Source organism: Streptomyces sp. NPDC034085, assembly GCF_055575555.1.
On the sequence record NZ_JBVISL010000003.1, the window covers coordinates 808,538 to 824,959 of the forward strand.

Genomic DNA, 16,422 nt, shown 5'->3' on the forward strand with positions numbered 1-16,422 from the left:
CTGGTTGCTTTTTCTTCGCCGGGGCGCTTTCCTTGAGCTACCGACGACGAGAGGACATCCGATGAACGACGTACTGATCGCGGGATCCGGCCCCACCGGACTGAGCCTGGCCTGCGAGCTCGCACTGCGCGGCGTCTCCGTCCGCGTCCTCGACCAGCGGCCGGGCCCGCACCGCGAATCCCGCGGCAAGGTACTCGCACCGACCAGCCTGGAGGTCTTCGCCCGGCTGGGCATCGCCGAGCGGATCTCCGCCATCGGCACGCACGGCGTCGTCCTGCGCAAGTACTTCGACGGCGCCCACATCACCGACACCCCGACCGACGCCGGCGTCCTCATCGCCCAGTGGCAGATCGAGCAGGTCCTGCGGGAGCGGCTCGCCGGGCTCGGGGTGGAGGTCGAGCACGACGCGCAGGTCGTCGGCATCGACCAGGACGCCGACGGGGTCACCGTGCGGCTGGCCGGCGGCCACAGCGCCCGTGCGGGCTACCTCGCGGGGTGCGACGGCGGCCGCAGCACGACCCGGCGCCTGCTGGGAATCCCCTTCGAGGGGCACACCGAGGAAGCGCCGACCATGGTGATCGGGGACGTCCGGGCGCCGGGCCTGAGCCGCGCGTTCTGGCACCAGTGGTTCACCTCGGAGGGCGGCGCCATGATGCTCTGCCCGATGCCGCAGACGGACGTCTTCCAGCTCCAGGCCTCGCCCGAGCTCGATGAGGCCGGCCGGGCGCAGGCACCCACGCTGGAGGGGTTCCAGCGGCTCTTCGACCGGCACGCCCGGGTGCAGGGCATACGGCTGGCGGATCCCACCTGGATGTCGACATGGCGGGTCAACGTGCGCATGGCCACCCGGATGCGCGAGGGCCGGGCGTTCCTCGCCGGGGACGCCGCCCATGTCCACCCCATAGCCGGCGGGCTGGGCATGAACACCGGAATCTTGGACGCGGCGGCGCTCGGCCGGGCCCTGGCCGGGGCCCTGGCCGGGGAGGGCGGGGCGGATGCCCTCGACGCCCTCGACGCCTACGAGGCCGAGCGGCTGCCGACGGCCGCGGCGCTCCTGGCCGACAGCACCGAACGCCACCACCGGGTCCTGGCGGCGGTGCGCGAGCCCGGCCGGGGAACGGAGGCCGGCCTGGGCTGACACACACGCCCTCAGGGGGTGGGCACGGCGTCCGAGAGGGTGAGGGCGTGGATGCGGTCCGGGGCGCCCGGGCGGGCGTAGTACCAGCCCTGGGCGGTGTCGCAGCCGAGGGCGCGGAGCTGGGCCGCCTGGGCGCCGGTCTCCACTCCCTCGACCGTCACGGCGAGTTCGAGACTGTGGGCCAGGGCGACGATCCCCTCCACGATCTTGACGTCGACGGGGTTGGCCGGCTGCTGCTGCATCCCCTGGGTGAAGCTGCGGTCCAGCTTCAGGACGCTGACCGGCAGGCGGCGCAGGTTGGCCAGGTTCGAGTAGCCGGTGCCGAAGTCGTCGAGGGCGATGTCCACGCCGAGTGCGGCGAGCCGGCGCAGCGGTTCGAGGAGTTCGTCATCGGCACCGATCAGCGCCGATTCGGTGACCTCCAGGCACAGGGCGCCCGGGGCCAGCCCGGAGCTCTCCAGGACGCGCACGGTGTCGGCGACCAGGCCGGGGTGGTGGAGCTGGGTGGGCGAGAGGTTGACGTTGACGCGCAAAGCGGCTCCGCCGTGCTGGCGCTGCCAGTTGCGGGCCTGGCGGACGGACTCCTCCAGGACCCAGCGGCCGAGCGGCACGATCAGCCCGGTCCGCTCGGCGAGCGGGATGAAGCGGTCCGGGCCGAGCACGCCGTACTGCGGGTGCGACCAGCGCACCAGCGCCTCCGCGCCGTGCACGCTGCCGTCGTGCATGTGCACCAGGGGCTGGTACTCGATGAAGAACTCGCCGCGCTCCAGCGCCGCCGGCAGGGCGTTGGTCAGGCCGTGGCGGGTGATGGCGCGGGCGTCCGCCTCGGCGTCGGCGAACTCGAAGCGGTTGCCGCCGGCCGCTTTGGCCCGGTACATGGTGATGTCGGCGCTGCGCAGCACCTCCGCCGGGGTGCGCTCGCCCGCGCGGCCCTCGACGATGCCGATGCTGCCGCGCACGGTGAGTTCCCGGCCCTCGATCCGGATGGGGGTGGAGAGTGCCGACAGGATGCGCACGGCGAGGTCGGTGACCTTCTCCCCGGGCTCCTCGTCGCTGCCGGCGGCGGGCCCGGTGGTCAGGGCGACGAACTCGTCGCCGCCCAGGCGGGCGACGACCTCGCCCGGTCCGGTGGCGCAGCTCTGCAGCCGGTCGGCGACCTCCACCAGGAGCCGGTCCCCCGCGGAGTGGCCGAGGCTGTCGTTGACGGCCTTGAACCCGTCGAGGTCGAGGTAGCACAGGCCGAAGCGGCTGCCGGGGGCCCCGCCCAGGGCCTTCTCCAGCCGCTCGAAGAACAGCGTCCGGTTGGGCAGCCCGGTCAGCGCGTCGTGGGTGGCCTCGTAGCGCAGCCGGAGGTTGAGCAGCCGGCGTTCGGTGGTGTCCTCCATCAGGGCCAGCTGGTACTGGGGCTGCCCGTCGGCGTCGCGCAGCAGGGACACCGTCAGGTTGGTCCACAGCACGGTGCCGTCGTGCCGGTAGTAGGGCTTCTCGACCCGGTAGTGCTCGCGTTCCCCGCGCACGAGTTCCCCGTACATCCGCCAGACGTGCGGGGTGTCGTCGGGGTGGCCCCATTCGCTGACGTTGCGGCTGCGGACGTGGCCCTCCAGGCCGCCGAACATCTTGAGGAGGGCGTCGTTGACCTCGAGGACGTTGCCCTCCAGGTCGGCGATGCCGATCCCGACGGCCGCTCCCTCGAAGACGGCCCGGAAGCGCTCCTCGCTGGCGTGCAGGGCCTGCTGGGCGTCGCTGCGGGCGGTGAGCGCCGAGCGCGCGATGGCCTCCTGCTCCCGCAGGGTGCGTTCGCGCAGCGCGCGGGCGAAGCCGGCGGCGATGCCGTGCTGGAGCCGGGCGCAGCGCGAGCGGTACTCCTCGGTGCTCTCGGTCCCGGCGCCGTCGGGCCCGCAGTAAAGCACCAGGTACGACTCGACCACGCCGAGGGTGCCGGCGAGCGCCTCGGGGTCGGTGCAGTGCACCGCGACGAGCTCGGCGCCCACGCGCTGGGCGACGCCCGCGTCGAAGGGGCGGGCGTGCAGGGCCTCGGTCAGGGTCCGGGCGAGCGGGAGGAGGTGCTGCTCGAACTCGGGGCGGGTCAGGGAGGTCGCCGTGACGGGGAAGATGGCGCGCCCCCAGATGGTGGCGAAGCGCGCGATGCGGTCATCGAGCCCGCTGCGCAGCTCGCGCACCGGAGCCCGGCCCTGGTGCGGGCCGGGCAGCTGGGCGGGGTGCGGCAGGACCAGCGGGGGCGTCGTCTCCCCGGCGGCCGCCGGCTCTGCCGGGCGGGGGCCGGCGGGCGGGGGCGTCGGCGCGGGGAGTCTCACGCCTTGCGTCCCACGCCGCCGTAGCCCGAGAAGGCGTACGGATCCTCGGGCTCCTCGCCCTCCGCGAGGGGCCCGGTGCCCTCCGGGTGCCAGTCGGGCATGAACACCAGGCCCGGCTCCACCAGCTCGAACCCCTCGAAGAAGCCGGAGATCTGCTCGCGGGTGCGCATGACGAGGGGGTTGCGGATGTCCCGGTAGACGCCGACGGCGCCGCCGGCGACCTCCTCGGTGAGCGGGATGCCCTCGTAGGAGGCGTGGGTGAGGATCAGCAGGCTGCCCGGGGCCAGCGCGTCGCGCAGCTCGGCCACGGCGGCGTACGGCTCGTCACTGTCCTCCAGGAAGTGCAGGACGGCGACGAGCAGCAGGGCGACCGGCCGGTCCAGGTCCAGCAGCCGGCCGGCTTCCGGCGAGTCCAGGATGTCCCTGGGCTTGCGCAGGTCGGCGGAGACGACGGCGCTGAGGTCGTCCCCGGCCAGGACGGCACGGCTGTGGGCGACGGCCACCGGGTCGTGGTCGACGTAGACGACGCGGGCTTCGGGGCTGGCGGCGCGGGCGATCTCGTGGACGTTGCCGAAGGTCGGGATGCCGGAGCCGATGTCGAGGAACTGGGTGACTCCCTCGGCCACGGCGTGGCGCACGGCGCGGCGCATGAACGCCCGGTTGGCCTGCATGATCTTGGGCAGGCCCGGCATGAACTCCATGGCGCGGCGGGCGGCCTGGCGGTCGACCTCGAAATTGTGGGAGCCGCCCAGGTAGTAATCGTAGATGCGGGACACACTGGGCACCGATATGTCGATGCCCGGCGGGGCCCAGGCGGGGCGTTCCATCGGGGTCTCCAAGCCTCTCGTGCCGTGGTCGGGCGGTCGTGTCCGGGGGTGGGACGGGGGTGGTACGGGGGTCGGACTGCTGTCCGAGCCGAATGTACTGATCATTTCCCAACAGGGCGAGCAAAAGCGGAAATTGGCGGTCCGTTCTTGGTCACACACCAAAGGCACGTGCGACTCCCGGCATCACCGGCGAAAAAACCGACACATACCTTTTGAGATTTCGACTACGAACGATCAGAAGCGGTCCAAAGCTGGCTCAAACCTCTACGCTCACCACTCCATCCGTTCAGGCGAACCGCTGCCCCGGCTCGCCCGCGCGGGCGGGCGCGGGCCCATGCTCCCCGGGTGAACAGAGCCTGTGCCAGGCGCCTGCTGACGGTTCCGGTCCTGCTGTGGGCGGCGCTCTCCGCCACGCCGGCCGTGGCCGATAGCTGCGCCTACGCGACGATCGGCTCCGCCGACGGCGGAGCCCCCATCGAGCTGTACGCGTTCGCCGGCAGCGGTGGCAGCGGGGCCGGCCGGGGTGGCGGACATCACGGCGGCCACGGCCACGGGCACGCCTGCGGCCACCGCGGCGAAGGGCACGAGGGCGCGCACCACTGCCCGCCGCCACCCCCGCCGTGCCCGCCCAAGCCGACGCCCAAGCCCCCGCCGTCACCGTCGCCGTCGCCGTCGCCGAAGCCACCACCGCCGTCGCCGAAGCCGCCACCGCCGAAGCCCACCCCGCCGCCGCCGCCGAAGCCGGTCCCCGTACCGCCCGCTCCGGCCCCCGCACCGCCCCCACCGCCCAAGCCCGTACCCAAGCCGCCACCGCCGCCGCCCCGGGTCCCCGCCCCCGCACCGCCGGAGCCCGCGCCCGAGCCGCCGCCCGCGCCGGCGACGACCGCGCCGCCCAAACCCGTCGCCCGTCCCGCCTACCGCACCGCCTCCCGCAAACCGGTGGAGCACCACATCTCGCCGGTCACCTTCACCCTCATGACCGCCGCCCCGGCCGTGCTCGCGATCGTCGCGCTGCGCCCGAGGTAGGCCGCCCACCGCTCACCGATTGGGAGTCGCCGTGTCGGAATGGCTCGTCCTGTCCCTCGCCATGGCCGCGGCCTGCGCCGTGGTCCTGTCCATCGCCTTCTTCAACCACCGCCGGATCGGCGAGGACGACGATCCGAACGAGACCCCGGACGTCATCGAGTACATGACGATGATGATCGGGGTGATCTACGCGATCGTCCTGGGCCTGGCGATCGCCGGCGTCTGGGAAGGCCGCGGGGCCGCCCAGGAATACGTACGCCAGGAGGCCCAGGCCCTGCACGAGGTCAGCGTCCGCTCCGAGGTCTACCCCGCCGAGGTGCGCAAGAGGATCCGCTCCGACGTCGACGCGTACGTGACGTACGTGGTCGACACGGAGTGGCAGAAGATGGCCGCGGGCGGCGGCATCACCGAACGCGGCGGGGAGCTGCTGGAGAAGATCCGCCGCGACGTCACCGACTACGAGCCGCAGACCGACCACGAGGGGCAGGCCTACCAGCCGCTGGTCGACCAGATCGCCCTCGCGGACGACGCCCGCACCTCACGCGGCCTGAGCGCCGGGGCCACCATGCCCGGCGTGGTGTGGTTCGGACTGATCACCGGGGCCCTGGTGACGGTGGGGCTGATCTTCACCCTGCAGATCCGCCGCTCCTTCCGCGAAATGCTGCTGGCCGGGCTCTTCAGCGCGCTGATCGCCTTCCTGCTCTTCCTCATCTGGGACTTCGACTCGCCCTTCGGGCGGGGCATCGCCGCCACCGCCGAGCCCTTCCTCGCCCAGTTCCCGCACCTGGGGCTGGAGAACTGAACGCGTGTCCGCTCCCGGGAAACCGGGAGCGGGTCCCCGGTCGCCGGTTCGGCCTACGGCCGTGCCCCATTCGCCCGTTCCTGATCGCGGGTGACCGCAGCGGCACCTAGCGTGGCGGACATCGAGGTGCACGACCCCCACCACGTGCGCAGACCCTGCGCGACTGCTCCTCGGGGATCCGGAGGACCGACCATGGGTGCGATACGCAGCTCCGCCACCGCCCTGCTCAGCGCCGGCGCCTTCCTCACGCTCGGCGCCTTCGGCGCGCCCGCCGCCGCGGCCGAGGCGGCGCCCGTCACCTCTTTCGGCTTCTCCCTCGCCCCTTCCGTCGTCGCCCCCGGGGGCCAGGTGCTGCTGTCCGTCACCGGCTGCGGCGCCGCCAACGCCACTGCCTCCTCCGGGGTCTTCGACACCGTGAACATCGCGCGCGGGCAGACCGCCCGGGTCACCGTGGACCGCGACGCCCGGCGCGGAGCCCTGTACTCGGTCACCTTCACCTGCAACGGGGAGAACGGCTCGGCCGACCTCACCATCGCCGGCGGTACGTCCATGCCCACCACCAGTTCCACCACCGGCGTCCGGCCCACCCCCTCGACGGGCACCACGACCGGCGTACGGCCGCGCGTCCCCACCCCGGCGCGCACCACCCCCGGCGCAGCGCGCACCACTCCCGCCGGCGTGCGCACCGCTCCCGCCGCCCGGATCACGCCCACCGCCCGCGGCTCCGCCGCCGGCCGCAGCGCCGCCCCCGCCACCCTAGGTGTGCGGGGCGGTCTCGGCGGCTCCGTGGCCGGGATGGACCTGGTGGAACTGGGCGTCGGGGCCGGGCTCTTCCTGGCCGCCTCCGGCGGTACGGCGTACGCCCTGCGCCGGCGCCGCCCGGCCCGCGGCCACTGACCGTCCCGCCGCTGTCCGGACGCTCCCCCGGCGCCCCCACCGGGCCCCGGGCCACCACCGGCCACCACTGGCCGCCCCGGGTCCCGACGGGGACCCGGGGCGGCCGGCGGCAGGGGTCGACGCCCGCGGCGGGGCGTCAGCCCCGGGAGCCGGCCGGACGGCGGCGGCGGACCAGGTGCGCGCCCGCGCCGAGCGCCGCGACGCCCACGAGGCTCGCCCCGATGGCCGTCTCGGCGGTGGACGGGCCGAAGGACCCGCCGATGCCGCCCTGGGCGCCGTTGCCCGGCAGGATCGTGAACCGGTGGGTGGCCACCAGGCTGTTGTCGTGGCACTTGACCGACAGCGTGTGGTTGCCGGGCGAGGCGTGGTTGAAGATCCGGACGGTCGCGAAGCCGATCGAGCCGGCCGACAGGTTCGTCTGCGGAAAGTTGCCGTTCGACCAGACCGTGCCGCCGTGGCCGCAGCCCGCGGCGCTGACCTGCATCGAGGCGCCCTGGTGCACGGAGTACGGGTTGACCGTCACGTTGCTGGGCCCGTTGCCGCCGCCCTGCGGCGAGTTCGCGGCGGCGAACGGGGCACTGAGACCGATCGCGGCGCAGGCGGCCGCGGTCACGGTGAGAGCGCGCAGAACACGCATGGTGGAACCTCCAGCGGGAAGCGCCCCGGAGCGGTGGCCCGGGCAGATCGACGAGAACGCCTCCCATCACGAACCCTCGGGGTGGCGCGCAACCAGCGCATGTCCGCCTTTGGGCCGCCCGGTTGAGCGACACGCCGAAGCGCCGACTGATCATCTGACGGATCCGCAGGTCATGAGCCGTCAGGCATTTATGTGACGAATACCTGGATGGACGCACCCCGACCGGACGCACCACCCGTTCGCCCTTCCCCGATCGCCGTCCCGGGCATGCACCCTTAACGTGCGTGAAGAAGGGCGTATCGGGGAGGGACTGGAACGCGGGTCGGGACCCCCGCGTCGGGAAGGGAGAGCCATGACCGAGGACGAGAGCGAGCGGCCGCCGAGGAGACGCTCCCCCTGGGGAGTGCTCGCGCTGGTCATGCTCAGCGGCCTCGCCATGATCAGGAACGGGGCGAACGCCGAGGCGGGTCCGCCGCAGCCGGCCGCCGCGGCGGCGGTCGCGGCGCGCACGGACGAACTGCCGGCGAAGGCGCCCGTGCCGCCCGCGGGGATGGAGGTGCTGGAGCACTCGTCGGTGCAGCGCATCCGGATCCCGACGATCAACGTGGACGCGCCGGTGATGACGGTCGGGCTGGACGCGCAGGGCTGGATCGACGCCCCGCCCCCGCAGGACCGCAATCTCGCGGGCTGGTACCTCAACGGCATCTCGCCGGGCCAGCAGGGATCGGCGGTGATCGTGGGCCACGTGGACAACGCGCAGGGCCCGGCGGTCTTCTACGGGCTCGGCTCGCTCAAGCCGGGCAGCCACATCGAGGTGGAGCGCTACGACGGGCGGACGGCCGTCTTCGAGGTGTACGGCGTGGAGGTGTTCTCGAAGGAGGCCTTCCCCGGTTCCCGGGTGTACGGGGACACCGGGCACCCGGAGCTGCGGGTGATCACCTGTGGTGGCGCCTACTCCAAGGCGAAGGGCTACGACGGCAACGTGGTCGTCTTCGCCCGGATGGTGGAGGCCCGCTGAGGAAACGTTTCACTCGTCTGCGGCGCCCCGCTCCCCCGGCGGCCCGTGCTCCCCCCTGGGGGAGCACGGGCCGCCGGGGGAGCACGGGCCGCTCAGCGGGCCGGCAGGGTCATCCGGTAGCCGCGGCCGAGCAGCTGGGGCAGGTACGCCTCCAGCGCCCGGACGGTCTGCGAACGGTCGCCCCCGGCATCGTGGTTCAGCACGATCACCCCGGAGCCGGCACCCGACAGCACCCGGGAGACGATGGCGGTGCTCCCCGGCTCCTTCCAGTCGAGGCTGTCCACGGTCCAGGCGAGCGGCTCCATGCCGAGGCCGGCGCCGATCTCGAAGGCCGCCCGGTTCCACGCCCCGTAGGGGGCCCTGAACCACAGCGGCGCCTCCCCCACGGCCCGCTGCACGACCTCGCTCGTACGCCCGATCTCGGCTTCGAGGGCGGACCGGCTCAGCGTGGGGATGAGCGGGTGGGTCCAGGTGTGGTTGCCGATGACGTGTCCCTCGGCGGCCATCCGGCGCAGCAGGTCGCGGTTCTCGGTGGCCATCTCCCCGCAGACGAAGAACATCGCGCGCACCCCGTACCGGGCGAGGGTGTCGAGGACGGCCGGGGTGTAGCGGGGGTCGGGGCCGTCGTCGAAGGTGAGCACCATGGCGCCGGCGGTGGGCGCTCCGGCCGGCAGTTCCAGGATGGGCCGGGTGCGGACGGCGGGCTTGGCGACGGCGGGCCGGGCCGGGACCTCGGCGGTCATGGGCCGCAGCCGGTAGGACTTCTCCGGTGGCCCCTGGGGACGCAGACCGGGCGCTCCGGCGGCCCCGGCGGCTCCGGGGCCGGGGCCGGGGGCGGGGCCGGGGCCGGCGGCGCCCGGGGCGCCGGCCACGGGTCCGCCCCCGGGACCGCCCTCGCCCGCGGTGACCAGAGCGGAGGCGGCGGCGATCCCGAGGAAGACGGCGGTACGCAGGAGCACGCGCCGCCCTACTGTCGGCTCGTCATTTTTCATTCTTCCTACGTATCAACGACATCGCCGCGGATGTCGAGGGGCGCGGACGCGTCCCGCCCCCGTCACCCCCTCGGACCAGCCGCCCCGCCGCTCAGCCCTGCCGCACCAGGGGGAACGGCAGCGTCTCGCGGATCGTCAGTCCCGTGAGGAACATGACCAGCCGGTCGACGCCGATGCCCAGTCCGCCGGTGGGGGGCATCGCGTACTCCAGGGCGTCGAGGAAGTCGTTGTCGAGCTCCATCGCCTCGGCGTCGCCGCCCGCGGCCAGCAGCGACTGCGCGGTCAGCCTGCGGCGCTGCTCGACGGGGTCGGTCAGCTCCGAGTAGGCGGTGCCCAGTTCGGTGCCGAAGGCCACCAGGTCCCAGCGCTCGGCCAGTCGCGGGTCCTTGCGGTGCTGCCGGGTGAGCGGGGAGACGTCGGTCGGGAAGTCCTTGTAGAAGGTGGGGAGTTCCGTACGCTCCTCCACCAGCCGTTCGTACATCTCCAGGACCACGTCGCCCCGGGTGTCCTCGGGTCCGTGCGGGACGCCGGCCCGGTCGCACAGCGCCCGCAGCAGAGGCTCCCCGGTGTCGGCGTCGACCTCCTCGCCGAGCGCCTCGCTGATGGCCCCGTACATCGTCTTGACCGGCCAGGGCCCGGAGATGTCGTGGACGACGAGTTTTCCGTCCGGGCCCGCCTTGTGGGCGACCGGCGAGCCGAAGGCCGCCGTCGCCGCGCCCTGGATGAGCTCGCGGGTGAGGTCGAGCATCACGTCGTAGTCGGCGAAGGCCTGGTAGGCCTCCAGCATCGTGAACTCGGGGTTGTGCTTGTAGGAGACGCCCTCGTTGCGGAAGGTGCGGCCCATCTCGAAGACCTTCTCCATGCCTCCGACACACAGCCGCTTGAGGTACAGCTCGGGTGCGATGCGCAGGTACAGGTCGAGGTCGTAGGCGTTGATGTGGGTGCGGAAGGGCCGTGCGTTGGCGCCGCCGTGGATCTGCTGGAGCATCGGGGTCTCGACCTCCAGGTAGCCGCGGTCCAGCAGCCCCTGCCGCAGGGCCTGCACCGCGTGGGAGCGGGCCCGTACGACGTCCCGCGCGTCGGGGCTGGCGACCAGGTCGAGGTAGCGGCGCCGGACCCGTGCCTCCGGGTCGGCCAGGCCCTTGCGCTTGTCGGGGAGGGGGCGCAGGCACTTGCCGGTGAGCTGCCAGGAGCCGACCACCACCGACGGCTCGCCGCTGCGGCTGGCGCCGGCCTCGCCGGTGGCCACCACGTGGTCGCCGAAGTCCACCTGCGAGGTGAAGGCGTCCAGCACGGCGGCCCCGGACTCGTCGCGGGTGAACATCAGCTGGACGTCGCCGGTCCAGTCGCGCAGCACGGCGAAGACGACACCGCCGAGGTCCCGTACGACCATGACCCGCCCGGCGAGCGTGACCTGCTCGCCGGTACGGCTGCCGGGGGCCCGGCCGGGGTGTGCGGCCCGCAGCGCGGCGGCGGTGTGCGTGCGCTGGGGGATCCCGACCGGGTAGGGGTCGGTGCCCGCGGCGCGGATGCGTTCCAGCTTGGCGTGGCGCACCCGGACCTGTTCGGGGAGCCGCTCGGCCGGGGCGCGCTCCCCGCCCTCCCCCACGAGGTCCAGGCCCAGGGAGTCGATGGAGGGCAGCCCGGCGGTGTTCGCGGGGGCGGTGAGGCCCTTGGCGTGGCCGTTGCCCCAGAGCTTGCGCATGCTCGGTACGGAGACGAAGCCCTCGGCGATGCCGGAGGCGAGGCTGACCCGGGCGAGCGAGCCGGCGTCCTGGTAGCAGAGGAACCGCGGGTACCACTCGGGCCCGTACTTGACGTTGGAGCGGTACAGGGCCTCCAGCTGCCACCAGCGGGAGAAGAACAGCAGCAGCCTGCGCCAGAGCTTGAGCACCGGGCCCGCGCCGATCCGCCCGCCCTCCTCGAAGGCCGAGCGGAAGACGGCGAAGTTGAGGGAGATCCGGTGCACGCCGAGGCCGGGGGCGGCCGCGCACAGCTGCGCCACCATGAACTCCATGACCCCGTTGGGCGCGGAGCGGTCGCGGCGCATCAGGTCGAGGGAGATGCCGTCCCTGCCCCAGGGGACGAAGGACAGCAGGGCGATCAGGTCGCCGTCCGCGTCGAAGGCCTCGACCAGCAGGCAGTCCCCGTCGGCGGGGTCGCCGAGCCGGTCCAGGGCCATGGAGAAGCCGCGTTCGGTCTCGGTGTCCCGCCAGTGGTCGGCCCGGTCGACGATGGTGCGCATCTCCTCCTCGGTGAGAGCCGAGTGGCGGCGGATCACGGTGGTGGCACCGGTGCGCCGGACCCGGTTGACGGCCTGCCGGGTGACCCGCATGTCGCGGCCGTCGAGGTCGAAGTGGGCGACGTGCAGGATCGCCTCGTCGCCGAGCTGGAGGGCGCCGAGGCCGGAGCGGGCGTACGCGTTCGCCCCGGCCTCGGAGGCGCCCATCACGGCCGGCTGCCAGCCGTAGCGGCGGGCGACGGCCAGCCAGGCGTCGATGGCGGCGGTCCAGGCGCCGGGGTCGCCCACCGGGTCGCCGCTGGCCAGGCAGACTCCGGCCTCCACGCGGTAGGTGACGGCGGCCTTGCCGTTCGGGGCGAAGACGACGGCCTTGTCGCGCCGGGTGGCGAAGTAGCCGAGGGAGTCGGACCGCCCGTAGGCGCCCAGCAGCGCCCGGATCCGGGGCTCCTCGTCCCCGTGCAGGGCGGCGGTCAGGCGTTGCGAGCGGAACAGGGCCGCGGCCGCGTTCAGCAGGGCGAGGGCGCCGAAGAGGCCGAGCAGGAAGTAGAGCGCGCGGGGTGGGCGGCCGTCGAACTGGCGGGCCGAGAAGAGGCCGCCGAAGACCTGCTTGGCGGCCCAGTCCAGCCACTGCCCCTTGGGCAGCGTCCCGGGGAACAGCGCGACCAGGCCCCAGCCGAGGAGCACCGCGGCGAGCAGCCCGAGGCCGAGTACGAGCAGGGCGCGCCAGACGGCGCCGGGGCGGGAGGCGGCGTAGAACTCCGGGCGGGCGGCGACCAGGACGCCGAGGGCCGCCACCGCGAGGACCATCGAGGGGCCGCCGACCCAGAACCACCCGTCGGCGATGATCAGCAGGTCGACCAGGATCAGCAGGGCCAGATAGGTGACGACGATCCACCAGGCGATCCGCTTGCGGATGCCGAGGGCGGCGGCGAGGAGGAAGAGGAAGACGGCGTACGCGAGGTTCTCGCTGACCGGTACCACGAAGTCGTCGAGGAAGCGCACCACGGGCCGCAGGAGCCTGCGCAGCGTCGGGGAGAGCGCCAGCACCGCGCACAGCAGCCCGAGCGTTCCGAAGAACGCCCCGAAACCGTCCGGGACCCGGTGCAGGAAGCGGTTGCGGGTCCCCCGGGTCTCCTCCAGCGTGGCACTCATGCTTGGCACTGTAGGGAGGGCCGCGCCGGTCCGCGCGCCGAACCCGATAGCCTCGGGAGGGTGACGGAGCACGTGAACACGGGATTCGAGCGCGGTACGGACGGGCCGAAGGTGATCCTCGCCGGGGTGGACGGCTCGGAGTCCTCGCTCCGGGCGGCGGCCTACGCGGCGGGGCTGGCCCGGCGGCAGAACGCGCTGCTGGCCCTGGTGTACGTCCAGCCGGTGATGGCGGCCGGGGCTTCCCTGGGCGCGCCGGTGGCGGGCACGACGGGGGAGATCGCCGAGGGCATCGTCGCCGAGATCCGCGCCTCGGCCGAGCGTCTGAAGGGCATCTTCGAGGTGCGCTGGCAGTTCCACACCTTCCGCGGTGACCCGTACGCGGGGTTGGTGGGCGCCGCCGAGGAACTGCGGGCGGACGCGGTCGTGGTCGGCGCCTCCGAACAGGCCGGCCACCGCATCGTGGGCTCGGTCGCGGTCCGCCTGGTGAAGGCGGGCCGCTGGCCGGTGACGGTCGTTCCGTAGCGGCGGTGCGGATCAGCCCGGCCGGCCCGCGGCCGCCGGCGGCTACCGGGACCGTTTCAGGCCGTCCTTGGCGGCGCCGCGGCTGAGGACGGCCTCCGTGACGGTCTCGTCGGCGCTCTCGTACTCCTCCTCGCCGGGGTCCTCGGCGAGGGCGGCGGGCAGGTTGACGACCCTGCCGATGGACAGGTCCATCATCTGCGGGACGAACTCGGCCTTCGCCACCTGCCAGCGCCGTCCGGGAGCGGCGGGCGGGGCGAAGGTGAAGCGGGCGATGGAGCCGTAGTTGCCGCGCAGGTCGCGGGCGCCGGAGTGGTTGAACATCTCCCCGGCGACCTGGTCGCCCATGCCGTAGACGATCCAGGTGCCGTTGACCTTCTCGTAGGCCTGCGGGACGTGGGCGTGCGTGCCCAGGATCATGTCGATGTCGGGGCGGCCGGCGCTCTGCGAGGCGGTCAGCGCCTTTCCCAGCGAGAGCTGCGTTCCGTCCGGCTCCGTCTGCCATTCGGTGCCCCAGTGGATGCTGACCAGCACCACGTCCGCTCCGGCCTTCCGGGCGGCCCGGGCGTCCGCGACGATCTTGTCCTGGCGCATCGGGTTGACCGCCCAGGGCTGTCCGTCCGGCAGGGGGTTGCCGTTGGTGTCGTAGGTGTACGCGAGGTGCGCGACCTTCGCGGAACCGGCCGTGTAGAGCGTGGTCCTGGCCGCCTCGGCCGCCGTGCGCGCGGAGCCGGCGTGGCCGAGGCCGACCTTGTCGAAGCGGTCGAGGGTGCGCTTCAGCCCCTCGGCCCCGTCGTCCAGGGTGTGGTTGGAGGCGGTGGAGCAGCCGTCGTACCCGGCGTCCTTGAGTGCGTCCGCGACGGTGGGCGGGGAGACGAAGGCGGGGTAGCCGCTGAAGGGTCCGTCGTCCTCGCCGTAGATGGTCTCCATGTGGCACAGGGCCAGGTCGGCCGCCGAGACCACCGGTTTGACCCGGGAGAACATGGGCCGGAAGTCGTACCCGTCGCCGCCCGCGTCCGCCGCCGCCCGCTGGATGACGGAGGTGTGCGGCAGTACGTCGCCGCTCGCGACCAGGGTGAAGCCCCTGGCGGCGGGGGCCGTGCCGGCAGGCGCTCCGGCGGCGCTGGAGCCGAGCCGGGCCGGGGTGTGCTCCCCGGCCGTGGAGCAGCCGGCGGCCGCTGCCGGCAGGAGGAGGGCCGACAGCAGGGCGAGGGCCTTGCGGGTGCGCTTGGTCATCTATCCCAGCTCCCATTTATATGACCGTCGGATGAACCGAAATCCATAGGAGATGGGGCTACGAGTCAAGGAGCGCCGCCGTCCGCCGGCTGCGCCCCACTCCGACGGCCCACGGCCGTTCGCCGTGCCGTTCGACCGTTCGTCGCCCGGCGCGGCCGCCCAGCGGTCGACCCGGGGCCTTGGGCGCAACGGCCCCGCCGGACGGTTCCCGGGCGGCTCCGTGCAGGTGAGGGTGAGTGGGAAGCCCACAGCCCGGCCCCGGCGGCCCCGGCGGCCCCGGCCCGCAGCCACGGCCGGCAGCCCCGGCCCACGGCCCCGGCAGCCCAGCGGACCCCGGACCCGGAAGGAGCCACTCGTGTCGCCCTCCCCCACCCTCCAGCGCACGGAACCCGAGGCGCTCGCCGAACTCCAGCGCGAACACGGGCGGGCCCTGTTCGGTTTCCTGCTCGGCCTCACGGCCGGGGACGCCCAGCGCGCCGAGGACCTCGTCCAGGAGACCCTCGTACGCGTCTGGCAGCACCCCGAGGTACTGGCGACCGGGCACGAGTCCATGCGGCCCTGGCTGTTCACGGTGGCGCGGCGGCTCGCGATCGACGCCCGCCGGGCCCGGCTGTCTCGGCCGCAGGAGGTCGACCCCGACGGCCTGGAGCAGGCGCCCGCCCCCGAGGACGCGGTGGCCGGCTCGGTCACGGCGATCGACGTCCGGCGGGCGGTGGGCAGCCTGGGCCCGGAGCACCGCGCCGTGCTGATGCAGGTCTACTTCCAGGACCGCTCGGTGGCCGAGGCCGCGGCGGAGCTCGGCATACCCGCCGGAACGGTCAAGTCCCGTACGCACTACGCCCTGCGCGCCCTGCGCAAAGGGCTCCAGGGGTACGGACTGGGCGCCTGAACGGGGTCCCGCACCGCCGGGCGGACCCGAGCATCCCTGGAGAAACACTCAAGGAACGCCCTCGACACACACGATCCGGACACGGAGCAGCCCGATATCGGCACCAGTCCGTGCAAGTTGAGTAAACATCCCCCGTTCCGCGAGCCGTCGGGTGAAGGCTCGGACATGACGGCGCAAGGCTCGACACGCGGGAGAGGGTGGAACGGTGCAGCCCGAGAGTACGAACGGCACCAGTGACGGCGGACTGGCTGTGCCCATGGCGTGGCTCTACGCGGAGTACATCGCCGACGAGCTGCTGCGCACGGGCCGGCTGATCCCGGTGAGCACGCTGGAGTTCCGCGCCGGGCGCGACACGCTCGCGCTGACGATCTACCTCTCGGACGCGGCCGGCGAACTGTCCGGGATCCGGGTGGTCTCGCAGCTCGACGAGTGGCTGTCGCTGACGGCGTACGGGCACCCCTGGCGCGACTGGGTCCGCACCCGGTTCCTCGCGCTGGGCGAGGAGGCGCACGAGCGCGGCCGCGGCGAGGACCCGGACCTCGAACTCGCCCGGGCGGCGTGGCGCTGGCTGGACCGCACGGAACTGTTCGCCACCAACCTCGACCCGGGCCGTCCCGGCCACTCCGACACCCCGCAGGCGCTGGACGAGAACGCCCGCGTGTGGACCCCGGCGTGGCAGCTCGGCCTGCCGCTGGGACACCTGGCGATGCACCTGTTCTAGGTCGTGCCGTC

14 protein-coding genes are annotated in these 16,422 nt (G+C 73.6%); 8 read left to right on the plus strand and 6 right to left on the minus strand.

Annotated elements, in window-relative coordinates; translation table 11 throughout:
- The first annotated feature begins 61 nt into the window (after window positions 1-61).
- Window positions 62-1,138 carry an FAD-dependent monooxygenase gene (locus ACZ501_RS13965; RefSeq protein ID WP_468795197.1) on the plus strand — a complete coding sequence of 359 codons (1,077 nt, stop codon included), beginning with the start codon at window positions 62-64 and terminating at the stop codon, window positions 1,136-1,138.
- Window positions 1,139-1,149: 11 nt separating this feature from the next.
- Here ACZ501_RS13965 and ACZ501_RS13970 read toward each other — a convergent pair whose 3' ends face one another.
- The gene (locus ACZ501_RS13970; protein ID WP_468795516.1) at window positions 1,150-3,348 is read right to left on the minus strand and encodes a putative bifunctional diguanylate cyclase/phosphodiesterase; all 2,199 of its coding nucleotides are present in this window, start codon (window positions 3,346-3,348) and stop codon (window positions 1,150-1,152) included.
- A 101-nt stretch (window positions 3,349-3,449) separates the two neighbouring features.
- Window positions 3,450-4,280, minus strand: a complete 831-nt coding sequence (locus tag ACZ501_RS13975; protein WP_361605499.1) for an SAM-dependent methyltransferase — start codon at window positions 4,278-4,280, stop codon at window positions 3,450-3,452.
- A 345-nt stretch (window positions 4,281-4,625) separates the two neighbouring features.
- On the opposite strand from ACZ501_RS13975, the gene ACZ501_RS13980 reads away from it, so the two are divergent.
- The 3 genes from ACZ501_RS13980 to ACZ501_RS13990 all read left to right on the plus strand — a co-directional run bounded on the left by ACZ501_RS13980 (window position 4,626) and on the right by ACZ501_RS13990 (window position 7,005).
- Window positions 4,626-5,306, plus strand: a complete 681-nt coding sequence (locus ACZ501_RS13980; RefSeq protein WP_468795200.1) for a hypothetical protein — start codon at window positions 4,626-4,628, stop codon at window positions 5,304-5,306.
- Between the two features lie 31 nt (window positions 5,307-5,337).
- Window positions 5,338-6,108, plus strand: coding sequence for a bestrophin-like domain (locus ACZ501_RS13985; RefSeq protein ID WP_361611688.1), 771 nt, complete (start codon window positions 5,338-5,340; stop codon window positions 6,106-6,108).
- 192 nt (window positions 6,109-6,300) lie between these two features.
- Window positions 6,301-7,005: a hypothetical protein gene (locus ACZ501_RS13990; protein ID WP_468795203.1), complete on the plus strand. Its 705-nt coding sequence runs from the start codon at window positions 6,301-6,303 to the stop codon at window positions 7,003-7,005.
- Window positions 7,006-7,141: 136 nt separating this feature from the next.
- On the opposite strand, the gene ACZ501_RS13995 is transcribed toward ACZ501_RS13990, so the two are convergent.
- The gene (locus ACZ501_RS13995) at window positions 7,142-7,642 is read right to left on the minus strand and encodes a hypothetical protein (RefSeq protein ID WP_362466082.1); all 501 of its coding nucleotides are present in this window, start codon (window positions 7,640-7,642) and stop codon (window positions 7,142-7,144) included.
- Window positions 7,643-7,994: 352 nt separating this feature from the next.
- On the opposite strand from ACZ501_RS13995, the gene ACZ501_RS14000 reads away from it, so the two are divergent.
- Window positions 7,995-8,660: a class F sortase gene (locus tag ACZ501_RS14000; protein ID WP_361611747.1), complete on the plus strand. Its 666-nt coding sequence runs from the start codon at window positions 7,995-7,997 to the stop codon at window positions 8,658-8,660.
- Window positions 8,661-8,752: 92 nt separating this feature from the next.
- On the opposite strand, the gene ACZ501_RS14005 is transcribed toward ACZ501_RS14000, so the two are convergent.
- Together ACZ501_RS14005 and lysX are read right to left on the minus strand one after the other, a co-directional pair.
- Window positions 8,753-9,652 (minus strand): polysaccharide deacetylase family protein, encoded by a 900-nt coding sequence (locus tag ACZ501_RS14005; protein WP_468795206.1) that lies wholly within the window; start codon window positions 9,650-9,652, stop codon window positions 8,753-8,755.
- A gap of 91 nt (window positions 9,653-9,743) precedes the next feature.
- Window positions 9,744-13,046 (minus strand): bifunctional lysylphosphatidylglycerol synthetase/lysine--tRNA ligase LysX, encoded by a 3,303-nt coding sequence (gene lysX, locus ACZ501_RS14010; RefSeq protein ID WP_468795209.1) that lies wholly within the window; start codon window positions 13,044-13,046, stop codon window positions 9,744-9,746.
- 60 nt (window positions 13,047-13,106) lie between these two features.
- On the opposite strand from lysX, the gene ACZ501_RS14015 reads away from it, so the two are divergent.
- Entirely contained in the window at window positions 13,107-13,568 is a 462-nt protein-coding gene (locus ACZ501_RS14015; protein ID WP_361610434.1) for a universal stress protein, read from the plus strand.
- Window positions 13,569-13,610: 42 nt separating this feature from the next.
- Here the strand turns inward: ACZ501_RS14015 and ACZ501_RS14020 are convergent, their stop codons facing one another.
- Window positions 13,611-14,801, minus strand: a complete 1,191-nt coding sequence (locus ACZ501_RS14020) for a CapA family protein (protein ID WP_468795212.1) — start codon at window positions 14,799-14,801, stop codon at window positions 13,611-13,613.
- 355 nt (window positions 14,802-15,156) lie between these two features.
- On the opposite strand from ACZ501_RS14020, the gene ACZ501_RS14025 reads away from it, so the two are divergent.
- The gene (locus ACZ501_RS14025) at window positions 15,157-15,690 is read left to right on the plus strand and encodes a sigma-70 family RNA polymerase sigma factor (RefSeq protein ID WP_362466094.1); all 534 of its coding nucleotides are present in this window, start codon (window positions 15,157-15,159) and stop codon (window positions 15,688-15,690) included.
- Window positions 15,691-15,946: 256 nt separating this feature from the next.
- On the plus strand, window positions 15,947-16,411 hold the full coding sequence (locus ACZ501_RS14030) for a hypothetical protein (protein ID WP_361608947.1): 465 nt from the start codon (window positions 15,947-15,949) through the stop codon (window positions 16,409-16,411).
- Window positions 16,412-16,422 lie beyond the last annotated feature (11 nt).